This is a genomic window from Nocardiopsis sp. ATB16-24 (assembly GCF_030271535.1).
Taxonomy (GTDB): domain Bacteria; phylum Actinomycetota; class Actinomycetes; order Streptosporangiales; family Streptosporangiaceae; genus Nocardiopsis.
Window position 1 is genome coordinate 144594 of sequence record NZ_JASCXJ010000005.1, and the last position, 19580, is coordinate 164173.

Annotated in this window: 12 protein-coding genes, 1 pseudogene and 3 riboswitches; of the genes and pseudogenes, 6 read left to right on the forward strand and 7 right to left on the reverse strand. The window is 72.0% G+C overall.

The genetic code is table 11. The features are described from left to right. The first annotated feature begins 2 nt into the window (after positions 1–2). Positions 3–1205: an FAD-dependent monooxygenase gene (locus PFX91_RS08225; RefSeq protein WP_285730612.1), complete on the forward strand. Its 1203-nt coding sequence runs from the start codon at positions 3–5 to the stop codon at positions 1203–1205. 59 nt (positions 1206–1264) lie between these two features. Further along, positions 1265–2152 carry an SDR family oxidoreductase gene (locus PFX91_RS08230; RefSeq protein ID WP_285730613.1) on the forward strand — a complete coding sequence of 296 codons (888 nt, stop codon included), beginning with the start codon at positions 1265–1267 and terminating at the stop codon, positions 2150–2152. A gap of 342 nt (positions 2153–2494) precedes the next feature. On the opposite strand, the gene PFX91_RS08235 is transcribed toward PFX91_RS08230, so the two are convergent. From PFX91_RS08235 to PFX91_RS08245, 3 genes are read right to left on the reverse strand one after another with little or no spacing between them, the layout of a single operon-like run. Next, a complete protein-coding gene (locus PFX91_RS08235) occupies positions 2495–3556 on the reverse strand; it encodes a FecCD family ABC transporter permease (protein ID WP_285730614.1) in 1062 nt (353 codons plus the stop codon). Next, positions 3553–4644: a FecCD family ABC transporter permease gene (locus tag PFX91_RS08240; protein ID WP_285730616.1), complete on the reverse strand. Its 1092-nt coding sequence runs from the start codon at positions 4642–4644 to the stop codon at positions 3553–3555. Before PFX91_RS08240 ends, PFX91_RS08235 begins: the two co-directional genes overlap by 4 nt. A gap of 8 nt (positions 4645–4652) precedes the next feature. Then, a complete protein-coding gene (locus PFX91_RS08245; protein ID WP_285730617.1) occupies positions 4653–5702 on the reverse strand; it encodes an ABC transporter substrate-binding protein in 1050 nt (349 codons plus the stop codon). A 25-nt stretch (positions 5703–5727) separates the two neighbouring features. Beyond that, positions 5728–5928, reverse strand: a riboswitch (cobalamin riboswitch). 240 nt (positions 5929–6168) lie between these two features. Next, positions 6169–6284: riboswitch (cobalamin riboswitch) on the forward strand. Between the two features lie 35 nt (positions 6285–6319). Between PFX91_RS08245 and cobN the strand changes: the two genes are divergently transcribed. The 4 genes and pseudogenes from cobN (at position 6320) to PFX91_RS08265 (ending at position 12932) form a co-directional block, all read left to right on the forward strand. Continuing rightward, complete coding sequence (cobN, locus tag PFX91_RS08250) at positions 6320–9910, forward strand: cobaltochelatase subunit CobN (RefSeq protein WP_285730619.1); 3591 nt, start codon at positions 6320–6322, stop codon at positions 9908–9910. Beyond that, complete coding sequence (cobF, locus tag PFX91_RS08255; RefSeq protein ID WP_285730621.1) at positions 9907–10632, forward strand: precorrin-6A synthase (deacetylating); 726 nt, start codon at positions 9907–9909, stop codon at positions 10630–10632. Before cobN ends, cobF begins: the two co-directional genes overlap by 4 nt. After that, positions 10629–12053: pseudogene (locus PFX91_RS08260) on the forward strand (cobyric acid synthase); the annotation flags it as partial. The gene cobF and the pseudogene PFX91_RS08260, both read left to right, overlap by 4 nt. Before the next feature lie 159 nt (positions 12054–12212). Further along, complete coding sequence (locus PFX91_RS08265; RefSeq protein ID WP_285730790.1) at positions 12213–12932, forward strand: cobalt-precorrin-6A reductase; 720 nt, start codon at positions 12213–12215, stop codon at positions 12930–12932. 16 nt (positions 12933–12948) lie between these two features. Here the strand turns inward: PFX91_RS08265 and PFX91_RS08270 are convergent, their stop codons facing one another. Genes PFX91_RS08270 through PFX91_RS08285 form a run of 4 tightly spaced genes read right to left on the reverse strand, consistent with a single transcriptional unit; the run spans position 12949 to position 19068 of the window. Further along, a complete protein-coding gene (locus PFX91_RS08270) occupies positions 12949–13908 on the reverse strand; it encodes a cobalamin biosynthesis protein (protein ID WP_285730622.1) in 960 nt (319 codons plus the stop codon). Then, positions 13905–16337 carry a bifunctional hydrogenobyrinic acid a,c-diamide synthase/histidinol phosphate aminotransferase CobBC gene (cobBC, locus tag PFX91_RS08275; RefSeq protein WP_285730791.1) on the reverse strand — a complete coding sequence of 811 codons (2433 nt, stop codon included), beginning with the start codon at positions 16335–16337 and terminating at the stop codon, positions 13905–13907. The genes PFX91_RS08270 and cobBC overlap by 4 nt, the downstream gene beginning before the upstream one ends. A 41-nt stretch (positions 16338–16378) precedes the next feature. After that, entirely contained in the window at positions 16379–16993 is a 615-nt protein-coding gene (gene cobO / locus PFX91_RS08280) for a cob(I)yrinic acid a,c-diamide adenosyltransferase (RefSeq protein ID WP_285730623.1), read from the reverse strand. Continuing rightward, complete coding sequence (locus PFX91_RS08285; RefSeq protein WP_285730625.1) at positions 16993–19068, reverse strand: VWA domain-containing protein; 2076 nt, start codon at positions 19066–19068, stop codon at positions 16993–16995. Before PFX91_RS08285 ends, cobO begins: the two co-directional genes overlap by 1 nt. A 28-nt stretch (positions 19069–19096) precedes the next feature. Continuing rightward, positions 19097–19233: riboswitch (cobalamin riboswitch) on the reverse strand. Positions 19234–19580 lie beyond the last annotated feature (347 nt).

A 19580-nucleotide genomic window follows, 5' to 3' on the forward strand; every position in this document is an offset into this window, starting at 1 on the left:
GCATGGCCACCACGAGAAGAGCCATCGTCGTCGGGGCCGGTATCGGGGGCCTCACCGCGGCCATCGCCCTGCGCCGGATCGGTGTGGACGTGCGGATATACGAGCGAGCACCGCGGATCAGGGCGCAGGGTTTCGGACTGTCGGTGATGAGCAACGCCATCGCCGCCCTGGACTCGCTCGGTATCGACCTAGGGCTGGACAAGCGCGGCAGCACCCTTGACCGCTATCTGGTGAAATCGAGTACGGGACGTCTCATCAGGGAGTTCCCCTTTCCGGAGATCGTCGAGCGGTTGGGAGTGCCCTGCGTCTGTATCGGACGCCCCGACCTGTTCACCGCTCTCCAGGAAGAGGCCGCCGGGATCCCCACCACGCTGGCAAGAGAGGCGAAGGGCTTCACGGTGGACGGCGACCGCGTCCGCGTCCACTTCGCGGACGGTGACGAGGAGGCCGACCTGTTGATCGGCGCGGACGGCTTCAACTCGGCTGTTCGGCGACAGATCGCCGGCCCCGGCGAGCCGGCCCACGACAGTGGTTACATCGTCTGGCTGGGTATCACCGAGTACTCCCATCCCCGCTTCGCCCCTGGCTCGGTGATCCATTTCTGGGGCGACGGAATGCGGTTCGGACTGGTCGACATCGGCCATGGGCGGCTGTACTGGTGGGCTACGAAGAACATGCCCGCAAAACGGTCCGCTGCCTGGAGCGGCGGCAAGGCCGAGGTCTTGGACGCGTACGCCGCGTGGCCCGACGAGGTTCGTAGCGCCATCAGGGTGACGCCGGAGGAGAACCTCCTGGCGGTGACCTCCCGTGACCGTCCCTTCCTGGAGGAATGGGGGACGGGCCCGGTCACCCTGCTCGGCGACGCGGCCCATCCCATGCTCACCAGTCTGGGACAGGGGTCGGCCATGGCCATCGAGGACGCGGTCGTCCTCGCCCACCACCTGAGAGCGCAGCCGAACGGCCCACTCGCGCTGCGGGCCTATGAGGACGCCCGCCGGGAACGCACTCGCGGCATCGTGGAGGCCACACGTGCCATCAGCGATTTCGAGCAGTCCGAGGGACCCGTCCGGCGTCGGCTTCGGGACGCCTACTTCCGGTACATGTCGCACGCGGGGCTGGTCGGCCGTCTCGAACCCGCCCTCACTTTCCCGGGCCCCGGGCTGGAAGGCACCATCCACGTAGGTTATGGAGAGGAGCACCGTTGAGCAGGAGAGCATGGTGGAACCCGAGGGGCGGGGACGCCACGGACACGTCAGGGGGACCGGTGCTGGTCACAGGCGCCTCATCGGGACTCGGACAGGAATGCGTCCTGGATCTGGAACAGCGAGGGTTCGAGGTTCTCGCCGGTGTGCGCCGGGTCGAAGACGGGGAGAAGCTGGTCGCGCGATCCTCACACAGGAGGTTGGAGTACACGCTCGTCGACGTGACCGATGAGGAGTCCGTCGCGGCGTCCGCCGAGCTCGTCCGATCCCAATACCCGGGACTGCGGGGCTTGGTCAACAACGCGGGGATCGCAGTGTCCGCCCCGCTGGAGTGTGTCGACAGCGCAACCCTGCGGCGCCAATTGGAGACCAACGTCGTGGGACAGCTTGCGATGATCCGCGCCCACCTTCCGCACTTGCGGCGGTCGCGTGGGCGCATCGTCAACATCACCTCCGGTCTGGGCCGGGTGGCGGTTCCCTACCTTGGGGCCTACTCGGCGGCCCAGTTCGCGAAGGAGGCTCTGAGCGATGCGTTGAGGCGGGAGCTGGCCGACAGCGGCGTGCGGGTATCGGTGGTACAGCCCGGGGCGATCATGACACCCATCTGGGACAAGATATCCTCCCTCGCCGACGAGGCCCTGAGCTCGGCTCCACCGGCGGTTGCGGCGGTCTACCGGAGTTCCTTCTCCTCCTTCCTCAAGGCGAACGCGGACGCGGCCGCGAACAGTGCCACGACTCCTCAGCAGTTCGCCGCCGCGGTGGCCCGGGCCCTGACCGATCCCGCTCCCCGGACCCGCTATCGGGTCGGCCCCGATGCCCGAAGCGCGGACATCCTGTCCCGGATCCTTCCCGATCGGCTGCTCGACAGGCGCTTCGCTGGGATATCCCCCACCAGCAAGGACTGGCAGGGGGCCGACGCCGCCCCGAGCCTGGATGGACATACGGACTGAGAACTGTTCTCGAGCCTCCCCGGACCGAGACCGAGGGAACGGTCCGGATGCGGTGGGCCGTACGCCGACCGGTCCGCCGCAGCCCGGTTCTGCCCAGTGGCTCGACGCGCCGCTCCACGATGTCGAGGCCGGGGCGGTCCCGATCCAAGACCGGGACCGCCCCGGCCGCCGCATGCGCCACGACATGCCGTGGCGACGCCAGGGCCGGTGTCCGGACGGGACCGTCCCCCACCGGCCTCGGGTGAGGTCTGGAGGCGACGCTGCGGTGTCCGTTTCCGCCGGGGAGGATCGATCTCGCGCCTCCCCGGCGAGAACAGGCGGGTTCCCGACCCTTTTCTCAGCTCACCCGCCCCGTCCCGCACTGTTACCGCGCACCAGCAGATACAGCAGGTACGGGGCTCCCAGGATCCCGGTGACCACTCCGACCGGTACCTCACTCCCTCCGAAGGCGGTGCGCGCGATCAGGTCCGCTCCGGTCACCAGCAACCCGCCACAGGCCGCGGAGGCCACCAGCCCGGCGGCGCGCTCCCGCAGCAACCGCCGCACGATCTGTGGGGCCACCAACGCGACGAAGGCGATGGGGCCGGCCACCGCGGTGGCCATGGCCGCGAGCGCGGCCGAGGTGAACAGCAGAACGGCCCGCCAGAGCCGGACCCGGCCGCCCAAGGCCGTCGCGGTGTCCTCCCCCAGTTGCAACAGTGCCAAAGGACGGGCCAGAAGGAACGCGATCGGCATCAACACGGCGAGCGCCGACGCGATCGTCACCACGTGCGGCCAGTCCCGGTTGGCCAGACTGCCGGTGAGCCAGAGCATGGCGCGCTGCGCCGTGGTGAGTTCGGTGCGGGTCAACAGGTACGACGTCACCGCGCTCAATATCGCGGTGAGCGCGATCCCCACCAGGACCAACCGGTACCCGTCGACACCACGCCGATAGGCCAGCAGGTACAGCGACAGCGCGGTGACCACGGCCCCGACCAACGCACTGACCGCGATGGTCGGGGCCGTCCCGCCGAGGGCGACGACGGCGAACACCGCCGCGGTCGCGGCGCCGGCGCTGACCCCGATGACGTCCGGACTGACCAGCGGGTTACGCGCCAACCGTTGCAGCAGGGCACCCGAGAGCGCCAGCGCGGCCCCCACCCCCAGCGCGGTGAGGGCACGCGGCAGCCGCATCTCCACGACCACGTGCGTCATCATCGGATCGGCACGTCCGGTGAACACGCCCACCACCTCGCCCAGGCCCATCGTGAAGTCGCCCACGGCCAACGACGACAGCGCGACCACCAGGGCCACGGCGCTCAACAGGGCACCGAGCAGCACCGCGGGCACGTACACCAGCACCGACAGGCCGCCGTGACGGACCACCCCGGTGCCCGGCCCCGGCACTCCGGAGCGCCTCGTCACGGCCCCGCCACCTTCCGACGCCGCACGATGAGGATGAACAGCGGCGCGCCGACCAGAGCGGTGACGATGCCGACCTGTAGTTCCTCGGGACGCGCCACCACACGGCCCAGCATGTCGGCCACCAACAACAGGAGGGGCGCGAGGACCGCCGACCAGGCCAGCACCCAGCGGTGGTCGGGGCCGACGAGGGCACGCGCGACGTGCGGCACGGCGACCCCCACGAAACCGATCGGGCCCGCCACGGCGGTCGCCGTTCCGGCCAGCAACACCACGGCCAGGGCACCGGTCCCGCGTACCAGCCACAACCGGGTCCCCAAAGAGCGGGCCAGCTCGTCACCGAGCGCCACCACGTTCAACGGGCGCGCCGACGCCACCGCCAACACCAGGCCGGCGGCCAGGAACGGCAGCGCCTGGAGCAGTGCCGTGCCGTCGACGCCCGCCAGGGAACCCACGATCCAGAACCGGTACTCCTCCAGGCTCGCCCGGTCACGCAGAACGATCGCCGAGGTCACCGAACCCAGCAGGGCCGAGAGCGCGGCACCGGCGAGCGCGAGCTTGACCGGGGCGGCCCCGCCCGGTCCCAGCGACCCCACGGCGTAGACCGCGCAGGCGGCCACCGCCGCGCCCACGAAGGCGAAGACGACGTAGCCCAGCAGGGCGGTCACCCCGAGCACGCTGATCGCGACGACCGCGGCCAGGGCCGCGCCCGCGTTGATACCGAGGATGCCCGGATCACCGAGGGGATTACGGGTGATCCCCTGTACCAGGACCCCGGACACGCCCAGGGCCACCCCGACGGCCAGTCCGGCGAGCGTGCGCGGCACCCGCAGGTGCCGCACGACCAGGTCGGTGTCGGAACCGGTGAAACCGGCGTAGGCGGCGTACACCTCGGCCACGGACAGCCGTTGGTAACCGATCAACACCGACGCCAACAACGCTCCGGCCAGCACCACCAGCGCCGTCAACAACCCGAGGCCGCGGGTTCCCGGACCGCTGAGCAGCCCCGCGCCCCGAGCCGCGGTCCGCAACCGTCGGCGGGTCTTGGCGAGCACCACTGAAGCGGGCCTTCCGGCCACGTGTTCGGCCATCGGTCGGCCTACGCGAACAGGTCGGGGTGGATGATCCGGGCGATCTTCTCCACCGCGTACGCACTGCGCACGCCCGCGGAGCGGTCGGCGAAGGTGAACCCCCTGACCTGGCCTTCGGTGACCGCGGTGAGGTTGGCCAGGGCCGGGTCGGACATGATCTGTTCGACCTGGGGGGCGGCGTCGGCGGAGGTCATCTGCGCGTCGCAGCACACGTCGACCAGGACGAAGTCGGGGTCGCGTGCGATCACGTCCTCGGTGGAGACCTCGTGGTTACGTCTTCCCTCCAGGTCGGCGAAGGCGTTGACCGCGCCGGCCAGTCCGAGGATCTCGGTGGAGAAGTCCGGTCCGCCGGCGACCCGAAACCCCTGGTCACCGGGACGACCGATCATCACGGTGGGCCGGTCCTCCTCCGACACGTGACCGTCCAGGGCCCGGGAGACCTCCTCGATGGTGCTCTCCATGTCGGCGATGACCTCCTCGGCCCGCTCCCGCTCGTCGAACAGGGTCCCCAGGTCCCGCAGGTCGGAGTAGACGTTGTCCATCGTCACCGTGGCGGGGTCGATGGTCTCGTCGCTGCGGCCGTCCTCGCTCGGGCACAGCGGGGACAGGATCCAACTCTCGATGCCCAGTTCACGCAGGGAGGCCCGCGTTCCGAAGCCCTCGTCGGTGAACACTCCGTTGAACCCGGCCAGGACGAAGTCGGGGGCGTGGCCGAGCAGTTCCTCGCGGCTGGGCAGGTTCGGGTGGTACTCCTGCTCGGCCTGGGCCTGGACGTAGGGTTCCAGGACCTCGGCGTCCAGGAACGCCGTTCCCACCAGACGGTCGCCGATGCCCAACGCGTGGGCCATCTCGATGCCGGGCTGGTAGGCGGCGAACACCCGCTCCGGCGGATTCTCCGCGGCCACGTCGACGTCGCAGTTGCGGATCGTCTCACCGGCGGTTTCGGCGGGGGCGGGGGAGGCGGCACCGCCCCCGCAGGCGGTGGCGGCCAAGGCCAGGGCGAGGAGGGCGGCGAAACGGGCAGGACGCAGGGCCGCCCGAGCGGCGGTGGGCTTCATCGAACAAACCATCCTTCGTGGTTTGGTGACGTGGACGATCGCAGCCGGTCTCCTGGCTCCCGGAGCCGGGCTCTGGCCCCGCGCCCCCCTCCTTCCCAGGCCGTGTCGGCCCAGTGGCATACGGAAGGCGCCCTCCGGTCACAGTGGCGAGGACCGCGCCGGATTCCCACCGGCTTCCCGAGCACTGCGACGTCGACGACATGGAACTGATGTCGACAATGAACGGGTTCACGGTAGTACACGGGACTTCCCCCCACCAGGCCCGCTCCCGCTTCGCGCCCAGGGGCGAGGTGGAAGCGCAGGTCACGCTCCTCCAGCCACGGGGGCGACCGCACGCGGGAGGCGGCCCCCGAAGGGCGACGGCGAACGTGGTGCCCTCCACGGCCGACCCACGACCACGGGGCGGCGGGGAACGGCCCGAGGACCTCCGCCCCGCGGGAAGGGGCGCACGGACGGCCGGTTAGAGTAGGAATCCTTTGCTCGTGGTTGCAGGAACCCGGTGCGATTCCGGGGCGGTTCCGCCACTGTGAGACCCCCGTCATGGGAGTTCAGCCAGACACTGGCCTCGGGCAGTCCGACCGCCGATGGGGCGAGAACCCCGAGGGAGGAATCCGGCCATGACGGCACGGATCGCGCTGCTGTCCACGTCCGACACCGACCTGCTCTCTGCACGGGCCAGCGGCGCCGCGTACGCGTGGGCCAACCCGTCCCGCGCCTTTGATCCGGAGCTCACCGACGCCGTCGAAGACGCCGACATCGTCGTGGTGCGACTGCTCGGCTCCCCGCACGACCTGTGGCCGGGCCTGGCCGCGGTCCGGGAACGAGGCACCCCGCTGGTCGTCCTCAGCGGAGAACAACAGCCCAACGCCGAACTGATGGAACACTCCACCGTCCCGGCCGGAGTGGCGACCGACGCCCACCGCTACCTCGCCGAAGGCGGCCCGGCCAACCTCGAACGCCTGCACGCCTTCCTGTCGGACACCCTGCTGCTCACCGGCGAGGGGTTCGATCCACCGGTTCCCGTCCCCCTGTGGGGCTTGGCCGAACGCGACCGGCCACGGGATCCCGCACTACCGCGCGTGGGCATCCTCTACTACCGGGCCCACGAGACCAGCGGCAACACCGCCTTCGCGCACGCCCTGGCAGACGCCGTCGACGCGACCGGGCGGGCCGTGGGCGTCCCCGTGTTCACCGGTTCTCTGCGTTCGGCGCCCGACGAACTCTACGAGGCGCTCGGCGGTTTCGACGCGCTGATCGTCACCGTCCTGGCGGCCGGCGGCAGCGTTCCCGCGTCCGTGAGCGCCGGAGGGGACGACGAGGCGTGGGACGTGAAGCGGATGGCGGCCCTGGACGTCCCCGTCCTCCAAGGGCTGTGCCTGACCACCTCCCGCGCAGACTGGGAGGCCTCCGACGACGGCGTCACCCCGCTGGACTCGGCGAGCCAGATCGCCATCCCCGAGTTCGACGGCCGCGTCATCACCGTGCCCTTCTCCTTCAAGGAGATCGACGACGACGGGCTGCCCCGCTACGTCGCCGACCCCGAGCGCTGCGCCCGCCTGGCCGGGATCGCGGTCGCCCACGCCCGCCTGCGACACCTGCCCCCGGCACACAAACGGATCGCGGTCGTGCTGTCGGCCTACCCCACCAAGCACTCCCGCATCGGCAACGCCGTCGGACTCGACACACCCCGCTCCCTGGTCCGCCTGTTGCGTCGACTGCGCGAGGAGGGCTACGACCTGGGGAAACCCGGCGACCTTCCCGGACTGGACCTGACCGACGACACGGAGGCCGGCGACGCGCTGATGCACGCCCTGATCGCGGCGGGCGGTCAAGACGAGGACTGGCTGACCTCCGGACAGATGACCGACGCCCAGGTGCGCATCACATCCCAGGAGTACGACGCCTGGACCCGGGACCTGCCCGCGCCCCTGAAGGAGGCGATGACCCGGACATGGGGGGCCGCCCCCGGCGAACTGTACGTCAACGACGCGGGCGAACTCGTCCTGGCGGCGCTGCGCGCGGGCAACGTGGTCGTCCTGGTCCAGCCGCCGCGCGGCTTCGGTGAGAACCCGATCGCCGTCTACCACGACCCCGAGCTGCCCCCCAGCCACCACTACCTGGGCGCCTACCGTTGGCTGGAGCACGGCTTCGGCGCCCACGCCATCGTCCACCTGGGCAAACACGGCTCCCTGGAGTGGCTGCCAGGCAAGAACGCCGCGCTGTCCGCCGCCTGCGCCACCGACGCGGCGCTGGGGAACCTGCCGCTGGTCTACCCGTTCCTGGTCAACGACCCCGGGGAGGGGGCCCAGGCCAAACGCCGCGCCCACGCCACGATCATCGACCACCTCGTTCCGCCGATGGCCCGCGCGGAGACCTACGGCGACATCGCCCGCCTGGAACAGCTCATGGACGAGCACGCCAACATCGCGGCCATGGACCCGGCCAAGCTGCCCGCGGTCCGAGGCGAGATCTGGTCCCTGATGCGTGCGGCCGAACTGCACCGCGACCTCGGCCTGGAGGCAAGACCCGACGACGAGGAGTTCGACGACTTCCTGCTCCACGTCGACGGTTGGCTGTGCGAGATCAAGGACACCCGGATCCGCGACGGCCTGCACGTACTCGGCCAGGCACCGGACGGGGAGGTCCGGGTGAACCTGACCCTGTCCATCCTGCGCGCCGCCCAGGTGTGGAGCGGAACGGGCAATGCCGTGCCCGGCCTGCGCTCCGCCCTCGGTCTGAAGGAGGGGGCGCCCACCGAGGAGGTCGACCGGGCGGAGTCCCGAGCTCGCGACCTGGTCGAACGCATGGAGGCCGCGGACTGGGACCCGGCCGCCGTGCCCGACCTGCACGCCGACCCCGACGTCCACCGTGTCCTGGAGTTCGCCGCCGCACAGGTGGTGCCCCGCCTGGCCCGGACCACCGACGAACTCGACCACGTCGTCCACGCCCTGAAGGGCGGCTTCGTCCCGGCGGGCCCCTCCGGATCCCCGCTGCGCGGCCTGGTCAACGTGCTGCCGACCGGTCGCAACTTCTACACCGTCGACCCCTGCGCGATCCCCTCCCGGCTCGCCTGGCAGACCGGACAGGCGATGGCCGACTCCCTGCTGCGCCGCCACAAGGAGGAGACCGGCTCCTACCCCGCATCGGTGGGCCTGTCGGTGTGGGGCACCTCCGCCATGCGCACCTCCGGCGACGACGTGGCCGAGGTACTGGCCCTGCTCGGAGTCCGCCCCGAGTGGGACGAGGCCTCCCGTCGGGTGTCACGGTTGGACGTGGTGCCACTGGAGGAACTGGGCCGCCCGCGCATCGACGTCACGGTGCGCATCTCCGGCTTCTTCCGCGACGCCTTCCCCCACGTGGTCGCCATGCTGGACGACGCGGTGAGAATGGTCGCCGACCTCGACGAACCCGAGGAGCGCAACTTCGTGCGCGCCCACACCCGTGCCGACCTGGAGGAGCACGGCGACCGGCGCCGCGCCACCACACGGATCTTCGGTTCCGCGCCCGGTTCCTACGGGGCGGGGATCCTCCAACTCGTGGAGTCGGGCAACTGGCGCGACGACCGCGACCTCGCCGAGGTCTACACGGCCTGGGGCGGTTTCGCCTACGGGCGCGGCCTCGACGGGGTCCCCGCGGCCGACGACATGCGCACCAACTACCGTCGGATCAAGGTCGCGGCGAAGAACGTCGACAGCGCCGAACACGACATCGCCGACTCCGACGACTACTTCCAGTACCACGGAGGCATGATCGCCACCGTCCGGGCGCTCACCGGAGCCGACCCCAAGGCCTACGTCGGTGACTCCACCACACCCGACGCGGTCCGCACCCGCACCCTCGCCGAGGAGACCGCCCGCGTCTTCCGGGCCCGGGTGGTCAACCCGCGTTGGATCTCCGCCATGCGACGCCACGGCTACAAGGGCGCCTTCGAGTTGGCCGCCACCGTCGACTACCTCTTCGGCTTCGACGCCACGGCCGGCGTCGTCCACGACTGGATGTACGAAAGACTCGCGGCCGAGTACGTGCTGGACACCGACACCCAGGAGTTCCTGCGCCGCTCCAACCCGTGGGCGCTGCACGGCATCGTCGAGCGGCTGCACGAGGCCGCCCGGCGGGGCCTGTGGGTCGAACCGGACCCGGTGACGATGGAGGCACTGACGGAGGTCTACCTGGAGGTCGAGGGCGAGCTGGAGGACCGGTCGGAATGAGAGTACGGATCCTGGGCATCGGCATGGGGCCGCGGCACCTCACCCGGGAGGTCGCCGACGCCCTGCACGGCTGCGACTACGCGGTGGCCGCCCGCAAACGCGCAAACGACGACCTGTTCGCCCTGCGCCGGGCCGTCTGCGACGCGCACGGCCTCCCCCTGGTCGCCGTGCCCGACCCCGAACGCGACCGTGACGACCCCGCCGACTACCCGGCGGCGGTAGCCGACTGGCACCTGGCCAGGACGGCCGCCTACGAGCGGGTGCTCGGCGAGCGTGGCGGCACCGCGGCGTTCCTGGTCTGGGGCGACCCGGCCCTGTACGACTCCACCCTGCGGATCGTGGAGCGCATCGCCGAACGAGGGGTCGTCCCCCTGACCTACGACGTGCTCCCCGGCGTCAGCGCCCCCCAACTCCTGGCCGCACGTCACCGGATCGTGCTGCACGAGGTGGGTCGGCCGGTCCACGTCACACCGGCACGACGGTTGCACGAGGCCGTCACCGCCCCACACGACGACATCGTCGTCATGCTGGGCTCCGAACCCCGCTTCGAGGGCCTGGAACGATGGTCGGTCTGGTGGGGCGCCAACATGGGGACCGACACCGAGGAACTGGTCGCCGGGCGGGTCGGCGACGTGCTGCCCGCGATCCGCACGGCCCGGGAACGGGCCCGTTCCCGGGCCGGCTGGGTGATGGACACCGCACTGCTTCGGAGACCGGCATGAGCGTGACCGGACACAAGAGGTCCGTCGAATATGGCGCACGACGAGCGAGAGGGCTGCTGGTCGCGGGAACCACCTCCGACGCGGGAAAGAGCGTGGTCACCACCGCCCTGTGCCGGGCCTTCGCGCGACGCGGGGTGCGGGTCGCCCCGTACAAGGCGCAGAACATGGCCAACAACTCCATGGTCTGCCACGACCCCGACGGCCTCCCGGCCGAGATCGGTCGCGCACAGTGGGTCCAGGCGCTGGCCGCCCGCGCCGAACCCGAGCCCGCCATGAACCCCGTGCTCCTCCAACCGGGCACCGACCGGCGCAGCCACGTCGTCCTGCTCGGCCGCCCCGCGGGGGAGGTGTCCTCGGTCGACTGGGAGACGGGCCGCCGCCACCTGGCCGAGGCCGCGCACGCCGCCTACGACGACCTGACCCGCCGTTACGACGTCGTCGTCGCCGAGGGCGCGGGCAGTCCCGCCGAGATCAACCTGAGGGCGGGGGATTACGTGAACATGGGTCTGGCCCGGCACGCGGACCTGCCCGTGGTGGTGGTCGGGGACATCGACCGGGGCGGCGTCTTCGCCGCGTTGTACGGCACCGTGGGGCTGCTGGAACCCGCCGACCAGAAGCTGGTCGCGGGCTTTGTGATCAACAAGTTCCGTGGAGACCTCGCCCTGCTCGAACCGGGCCTGGACCGGATCGAACGCCTCACCGGACGCCGTGTGTACGGCACCCTGCCCTGGGACCCCGGACTGTGGCTGGACTCCGAGGACGCCCTCGACCTGGGGGCGCGCGGAGCCGAAGGACATGATCCGCGGACGGTCCGACGCGTGGCGGTGGTGCGCCTGCCCCGGATCGGCGCCTTCACCGACGTAGACGCCCTGGGCCTGGAACCCGGACTCGACGTCGTCTTCGTCTCCGCCCCGCGCGACCTGTCCGACGCCGACCTGGTCGTCCTGCCCGGTACCCGCTCCACCCTCGCCGACCTGGCGTGGCTGCGCTCACGCGGACTCGACCGGGCGATCATCGACCATGTCCGCCGTGGCCGGCCGCTGCTCGGCGTCGGCGGCGGATTCCAGATGCTCGGCCGGACCATCACCGACCCGACCGGGGTCGAGGCCGAACCGGGCGCACGCGCGGACGGCCTCGGACTGCTCGACGTACACACCGACTTCACCGCCGAGAAAACCCTGGCCCTGCCCCATGGCAGGGCGCTCGGCGCACCCGCGCACGGCTACCAGATCCACCACGGCCAGGTCACGGTGGGCGACGGCGCGGAGGAGTTCCTGGGCGGAGCCCGTGCGGGGAACGTCTTCGGCACCATGTGGCACGGCAGTCTGGAAGGTGACGCCTTCCGCGCCGCCTTCCTCGCCCAGACGCTGGGTCGCGAACCGTCCGGTACACGTTTCGGGCACGCCCGCGAACGACGCCTGGACCTGCTCGCCGACCTCGCCGAGCGCCACCTGGACGTCGACGCGCTCCTGGACCTGGCCCGTCAGGGACCCCCGGCGGCTCTGCCCGACCTGGCCCCCGCCGCCACCGCCCCCTCGCCCGCCGCCCACGACGAGGGCCGCCGCCGCGGTCCCGCCCCCCTGAGGTTGCTGCTTCTCGGTGGCACCTCCGAGGCCCGCGAACTCGCCTCCCTCCTGGTCGAGGCGGGTGTCGACGTGACCACGTCCCTGGCCGGTCGGGTGGCCAGACCCCGCCTGCCGGTGGGCAAGGTCCGCGTCGGCGGTTTCGGGGGAGTGGACGGCCTGCGCGCGGCGCTCACCGACTACGACGCGGTGGTGGACGCCACGCACCCCTTCGCCCTGGGCATGACCACCAACGCGGTGGCCGCCTGCACCGATGTCCCCCTGCTGCGGCTGGAACGACCGGGTTGGGACCCCGACCCGGCCTGGCACTACGTGGACACCCACGAGGAGGCGGCCGAGCAGGCCGCGCGACTCGGTACACGTCCCTTCCTCACGGTGGGCCGCCAGGAACTGGCCCGCTTCGTCCCGGCGCTGCGTCGGCGGTCGGTCCTGGCCCGGGTGGTGGACGTCCCCGAACTCCAGCCGCCCGCCTCCTGGCGGATCGTGACCAGCCGGGGACCGTACCACCTCGACGGTGAACGGGAACTGTTGAAAGAACACCGTGCGGACGTCCTGGTCACCAAGGACTCCGGCGGCACCTACACCTGGCCGAAGATGGAGGCCGCCCGGTCACTGGGCGTCCCCGTCGTGGTGGTGCGGCGCCCGCCCGGACCCACCGGGGTCCCCGTCGTCCACGACGTGGAGGCCGCCTTCGCCTGGGTGGGCGCCCTGAGGTGAGGTCCCGGCCGCGGGTTCATCGCCCGTCGGACCGGCCGATCACCGCGGCAGCGGCGGCGGCACCCGCCGCGACCAGGACCGCGCCCAGACCCACACGGCGGGCCAGGGCCGTGGCACGCGGGATGTCGGACGGTCCGGCCGGCCGCCCCTCGCCCATGGTCGGCCGGTGTTCGATCCGGGTCCCGTACCGGTTGGTCCCACCGAGGCGGACGCCCAGGGCCCCGGCGAAGGAGGACTCCACCACACCCGCGTTGGGACTGGGGTGGGACCCGGCGTCACGCGACCACGCCCGCAGGGCCGCCCCCGTCCGCCCGGGAAGGGCGAAGGCCGCCAACACCCCCGTGAGGCGGGCGCCGGGCAGGTTGAGCAGATCGTCGAGACGGGCCGAGGCCCAGCCGAACCGCAGATACCTGGTGTCGCGGTGGCCGACCATGGCGTCCAGCGTGTTCACCGCGCGGTGGACCAGGAGCCCGGGCGTTCCCGCCACGGCCCCCCACACCAGGGGGGCGACCACCGCGTCGGAGGTGTTCTCCGCCACCGACTCCACGACCGCCCGTGCCACTTGGGAGGCGTCCAGCACGCTGGTGTCACGGCCCACCAGGGACGTGAGCCGCCCACGGGCCCCGGGAAGATCTCCCGCGGCCAACAGATCCCCCACGGCAGTCGCCTCCCGTTCCAGCGAACGCCCGCCGAGCACGGTCCACGTGGCCAGCGCAGTGACGGCCGTCCGCATCACCGGGTGAGAGGCGGTGGCCTTCTCCAGGACGATCCCCACACCCGCGGCGGCGCCCACCAACAGAGCCGTGTGGGCGACACCGCGTGGCCGGGAGTCCGCGTACAGGCGTTCCTCCAACGCCGACGCGGCGGCGCCGAAACCGGCCACCGGATGGAACCGGCGGGGATCACCCCACCACCGATCGGCGGCGTACCCCAGCAGAAGCCCGGCCGCCCGGGGATCCCACCACGGACGCCTCACGAACCCTCCCTCGCTCCACGTGCCGTGGCCAGGGCGGCGAGCAGATACCGGGTGGTCTCCGGGGGCCGTACGGCCACACGCACCCAGGAGGTGTCCAGGCCGGGGAAGGTGTCGGCCCGCCGCACCGCGACACCCCGTTCACGCAAAAGCGCGTGGACGCCCACGCCCACCCGCACCAGGACGAACGGCGCACGGGAGGGCACGAACTCCAGACCCGCCTCCCGCAACCCGGCTTCGAGGAACCCACGCCAACGGTCCAGTGTTCGCGCCCGTTCCAGCGCCTCGGGGACGGCGGCCTCGCCCATACAGGCGACGGTGGCGGCGATCGCGGACGTGGACACCGACCACGGAGTCTGCGACCGACCCAGCTCACGCACCACGCCCTCCTCCCCGACGACGTAGCCGGCCCGCACGCCCGGGATCGACCAGTGTTTGGTCAGACTGCGCAGCACCACCAGTCCCTCGACACGCTCATCTGCCAGGGACTCCGGTTCCCCCGGCACGGCGTCCATGAACGCCTCGTCGACGACGACCAGCCGTCCGGGTCGGCACAACCGGCGCAGGACCCGGCGCGGGTGCAGGACACCGGTGGGGTTGGTGGGGTTGCCGACCACCACCAGGTCCGCGTCGTCGGGGACCGACGCCGGATCCAACGCGAAACCGTCCTCGGCCGCACAGAGCACCGTGGTGACGGTGTGCCCGGCCTGTTCCAGGGCGGCGTGGGGCTCGGTGAACTGGGGGTGCACCACCACCGGACGCCGCCACGGACGCAGGCGTGCGACCAGCGTGAACGCCTCCGCCGCGCCCGCGGTCGGCAGGACCTCGGCCTCCGGCCGTGCGTGCCTTCGCGCGATCGCCGTCCGTGCCGGCCCCGGATCGGGATAGGAGGAGACGTGGTCCAGACTCTCGCGCAGGGCCCGGTCGAGCCAGGAGGGACGCTCGCCCGCGTAGACGTTGACGGCCAGGTCCAGCAGCCCTTCGCGTGTCTCGGCGTCGCCGTGGTGCCGCAGAGGGTCGACCACCGTGGCGGCCGTGTCGGTCGTGGCGGGCGACGGAGGGCCGGCACCGTCCCGAAGGCGCCCGTCGACGGCGGTGCCGACCGTTCCGGGGGCCGTGGCGGCGCGTACGGCCTCGGCGAAGCGGGCGGCGAAGCGGGGGTGGCCGGCCCAGTGGACGTGGAGGAAGGAGGCGTGCAGGGTCGCGGAGGCGAAGCCCTCCGCCGCGCCGTCGACCTCCCACGCCGGTCCGTCGGCGGAGAAGCCGGGGACCAGGCGGGTGCGGTGGAACTCGTGCCCGGTGGCTCTCTCCCCGGCCCGGGTCAGCAACGTGTCCTCGGGCGAGAGCATCTCGGGGTAGCGCAGGGTGAGCCGCTCCGACATCCGAGCATGTGCCGGGACGGCCCCGACCATCGCCCTGCCGTCGAGCGACTCGGAGAGGTAGAGCAGTCCCGCGCCTTCGGCGACGGTCGGCATCCCGCCCCGCACCGCGTCGCGCAACTCGGCCAGCAGGCCCCGGTTGGCGGCGAGCCGGTCGGCGTGCGCCTCGGGAAAGCCCCCACCGAGGTAGACGCCCCGTGCACCCGAGGGCAACGCGGTGTCGCGGAGCGGGTCGAAACCGACGACCTCGCACCCGGCGGCGGTGAGCAGTTCCTCGGTCTCCGCATAACGCAGACCGAAGGCCCGGCCGTCCGCCACCGCGACCACCGGCCTGGACGTGGAGGGTGCGGCCACCTCACGTGCCGGATCCCAGGGACGCACGTCAAGGGCGGGTGCGCGGCGGGCCAGCGCGAGCAGCGCGTCCACGTCCACCTGGTCGGCGACGTGCTCTCCGAGCCGTTCGACCGCCCGCGCCGCCTCCCGCCGTTCGGACACCGGAACGAGCCCCAGGTGACGGGAGGGGACGGCCAGCCGCTCGTCACGTCGGACCACACCGAGGACGGGAGACCGTATCGACCGGACGATCTCGGTGACGTTGCGCGTCGATCCGGCCTGGTTGAGGATCACCCCGGCCACCTCCACGGCCGGGTCGTAGGAGGCCATGCCCGCCACCAGGGCGCCCACCGAACGGGACACCCCTGACACGTCCACGACCAGCACCACCGGAGTCCGGGTCAGGGCCGCCACGTGCGCGGACGAGGCGAAACCGTCGGTGCCGAGCCGACCGTCGTACAGGCCCATCACCCCCTCGACGACGGCGACGTCGGCTCCGCGGGCCCCGTGCAGGAGCAGCGAGGCGACCCGTTCCTCGCCCACCAGGTGCGGATCGAGGTTACGACCCGCACGCCCGGTGGCCAGGGAGTGGTAGCCGGGATCGATGTAGTCGGGTCCCACCTTGTGACCGCTCACCACGTGTCCGGCGTCGCGGAGCGCGGCCATCAGCCCGGTCGCGATGGTGGTCTTGCCCTGCCCGGTCATGGGGGCGGCGATCATCAACCGGGGCAGGTGCGTCGACCCCACCCCGGGCGGGACGGTCACCACTCGATCCCCCTCTGACCCTTGCGGCTGGCGTCCATGGGGTGCTTGACCTTCGTCATCTCGGTGACGAGGTCGGCGGCCTCCAACAAACGCGGATCGGCGCGGCGACCGGTGATCACCACGTGCTGGCGGCCGGGCCGGTCGCCAAGGGCGGACAGGACGTCGTCGACGTCGATCCAACCCCAGGCGATCGGATAGGTGAACTCGTCCAGGATGAGCAGGTCGTGCGTCTGGTCTACCAGACGCCGCTTGACCTCCTCCCAGCCTTCCCGGGCGGCCGCCGCGTGATCCTCGGTGTCGCTCTGCTTACGGATCCACGACCAGCCCGACCCCATCTTGTGCCACTCCACCGGACCGCCCTCACCGGTCTCTTCATGGAGACGTCCCAGGCGTTCCAACACGGTCTGCTCACCGATGCGCCACTTCGCCGACTTGACGAACTGGAACACCCCGATCCGCCACCCCTGGTTCCAGCCGCGTAGGGCGAGCCCGAACGCCGCGGTCGACTTGCCCTTGCCGTCACCGGTGTGGACGGCCAGCAACGGCTGGTGACGGCGCTGTCGTGTGGTGAGTCCGTCGTCGGGGACGACGAGCGGTTTGCCCTGAGGCATCAGGCGGCCCTTTCTCGTACGGCGCCGCTCAGCGCGTCCGCGCTGACCCCGCCCACGGGCAGGTGGTCGGCGCCCATGCGGGTGGCGAGGGTGGCGGCCAGGCCCAGACGCAGCGGACCGGACTCGCTGTCCACCACGACGGTGGTCACTCCCAGCCCGGCGACGTGGTCGGCGGCCCTCATCGCACGGTCGACGGCGCCACGCCCGCCGGTGGCCCGGCCGTCGGTGACCACCAGAAGGAGCGGACGCAGTCGCGGGTCCCGCAGACGCTCACGTCGAAGGACACGGGCCGCCTCCCACAGGCCCTCGGCCAGGGGTGTGCGTCCTCCCGCGGGCAGGTCGTCCAGACGTGCCGCGGCGATGTCCACGGAGCGGGTCGGCGGCAGCGCGAGTTCGGCGTGCCGTCCTCGGAAGGTGACCAGGCCGACCTTGTCACGGCGCCGGTAGGCGTCCAGGAGGAGGGAGAGGACCGCGGTCTTGACCTCGCTCATGCGCTTGCGCGCCGCCATGGAGCCGGAGGCGTCGACACAGAACAGGATCAGGTTGGTCTCCCGACCCTCACGGACCGCCACGCGCAGGTCGCGGGGGCGCAGCCGCAGCCGTCCGCCGTCCCGCGGCCGCAGCGCGGCGGCCCGCACGGTCTCCACCAGATGCAGCGTGGTGCCGGGCCCCCGCCCTGGCGGGACGGCACCGATTCGGCGTCCTCGCGCGCCGACGGCCCGACTGCGCCTGCCGTCGGCGCCCTCCCCGGCCCCCCGCACCGTGAACACACGGGGTCGGTAGGGGACCTCGGCCCTGTCCGTGGAATCCCCCGCGGTGCCCGGCGCCGGAGCGCCGTTCGCGGGGGCGTCCGGAGCCGGGGACGCGTGGGCCAGGGGCCGTTCCTCCTCCGCGGGTCCACCGTGCGCGGCCTCCTGCGCGGTGTCGGCGTCCACGGGGACCTCGGGCCCGGAAGGGGACGCGGTGTCCGAGGGGCCGTCGGGTTCGGAGGGCGCGTCGGTCCCTCCCGGACCCGGTGGCTCCGGAGGGTCGGGAGGAGACTCCTCGTCGCCCAGGATCCGGTCCAAGAGCTCCTCGTCGAGCCCCGGGGCGTCGAAGGGGTTACGTCGGCGCCGGTGCGGCAGGGCGAGCATGGCGGCGCGTCGGATGTCGGCGCGGGTGACCGAGGTGCGCCCCTCCCAGGCCGCGTGCGCCACCGCCGTGCGCGCGGTGACGATGTCGGCCCGCAGACCGTCCACCTCGTAGGCCGCGCACACCTGGGCGATCTTCAACAGCGCGGCCTCCGACAACCGCACCCGCCCGAGCGCGTCCCGGGCCGCGAGGATACGCGCGGCCAGGGCCTTCTCGCTCTCGTGGTAACGCGCGGTGAACGCGGCGGAGTCGGAGTCGTAGGCGATGCGTCTGCGGACCACCTCGGCCCGCAGCGCCGGATCCGATGGCGCGGCGACCTCCACGGTGAGCCCGAACCGGTCCAGGAGCTGAGGGCGCAACTCGCCCTCCTCGGGGTTCATCGTGCCGATGAGCAGGAAGCGGGCCGCGTGCTCCACGGAGAACCCGTCACGCTCCACGGTCGCCCGGCCGGTCGCGGCGGCGTCCAAAAGGAGGTCGACCAGGTGGTCGTGGAGCAGGTTGACCTCGTCGACGTAGAGGATCCCACGGTGGGCCCGGGCCAACAGGCCCGGTTCGTAGGCGACCTCGCCGTGTGCGAGCGCCTGCTCCAGGTGCAGGGAACCCAGGACACGGTCCTCGGTGGCGCCGACGGGCAGTTCGACGAGCCGCACGGGACGACTCTCCACGACGGCGCCGGTCTCGAAGGGACCGTCCGGTGACCGCTGCGACGCATCGGCCGGGTCCACGGAGAACCGGTCGCCCTGGTAGACGTCGACCGGGGGAAGGAGGGAGGCCAGGGCCCGGACCGCGGTGGACTTGGCCGTGCCCTTCTCCCCACGCACCAGGACGCCGCCGATCTCCGGCGAGACGCTGGCGAGGACCAGGGACAGACCCAGGTCGTCGAGTCCGTCGACACCGCAACCGACGATCGCGGAGAAGGGATAGTGCGATGACCGCAATGGCATGTGAGGCTCCCGCTCGTTTCGCCATCCGTAAGGGGCGGGCGCGAGGCCGGTCTTCGGACTTGCCGGGTCCTCCTGACGGAGGCTCGGTTCACCGCAGCGGGCCTGTGCCGGAATCTCACCGGGCTTCCCAGATTCTCCCCGCCGACCGTCCCCACCGTTTCCGATGGCTGGGCCGTTGGGGCACCTCGTGCCTGTGCCCGACACGATAGCTTGGACCCCCGCCCACGGCTCACGCCGGGGCCCGCCCACCGAGGACGACACAGCCGAGGCCATGAAGGACCACCGCCCACCCGCCACCCACCACCGCCCGGGAGCCGCTTCGCGGGATGTCGGGGCACCCTCAACGGACGCCTCCGGCGCGGTTCCTGTTTCCGTCACCCACCACCGCCCGGGAGCCGCTTCGCGGGATGTCGGGGCACCCTCAACGGACGCCTCCGGCGCGGTTCCTGTTTCCGTCACCCACCACCGCCCGGGAGCCGCTTCGCGGGGCGTCGGGGCACCCTCAACGGACG

What these genes read in the sequence shown, in the direction of transcription:
- cobBC (WP_285730791.1), bottom strand. Translation starts at nt 16,337, where the DNA reads ATGATCGCCGCCCCCATGACCGGGCAGGGCAAGACCACCATCGCGACC.
- cobO (WP_285730623.1), bottom strand. Translation starts at nt 16,993, where the DNA reads ATGCCTCAGGGCAAACCGCTCGTCGTCCCCGACGACGGACTCACCACA.
- PFX91_RS08225 (WP_285730612.1), top strand. Translation starts at nt 3, where the DNA reads ATGGCCACCACGAGAAGAGCCATCGTCGTCGGGGCCGGTATCGGGGGC.
- PFX91_RS08285 (WP_285730625.1), bottom strand. Translation starts at nt 19,068, where the DNA reads ATGCCATTGCGGTCATCGCACTATCCCTTCTCCGCGATCGTCGGTTGC.
- PFX91_RS08245 (WP_285730617.1), bottom strand. Translation starts at nt 5,702, where the DNA reads ATGAAGCCCACCGCCGCTCGGGCGGCCCTGCGTCCTGCCCGTTTCGCC.
- cobF (WP_285730621.1), top strand. Translation starts at nt 9,907, where the DNA reads ATGAGAGTACGGATCCTGGGCATCGGCATGGGGCCGCGGCACCTCACC.
- cobN (WP_285730619.1), top strand. Translation starts at nt 6,320, where the DNA reads ATGACGGCACGGATCGCGCTGCTGTCCACGTCCGACACCGACCTGCTC.
- PFX91_RS08240 (WP_285730616.1), bottom strand. Translation starts at nt 4,644, where the DNA reads ATGGCCGAACACGTGGCCGGAAGGCCCGCTTCAGTGGTGCTCGCCAAG.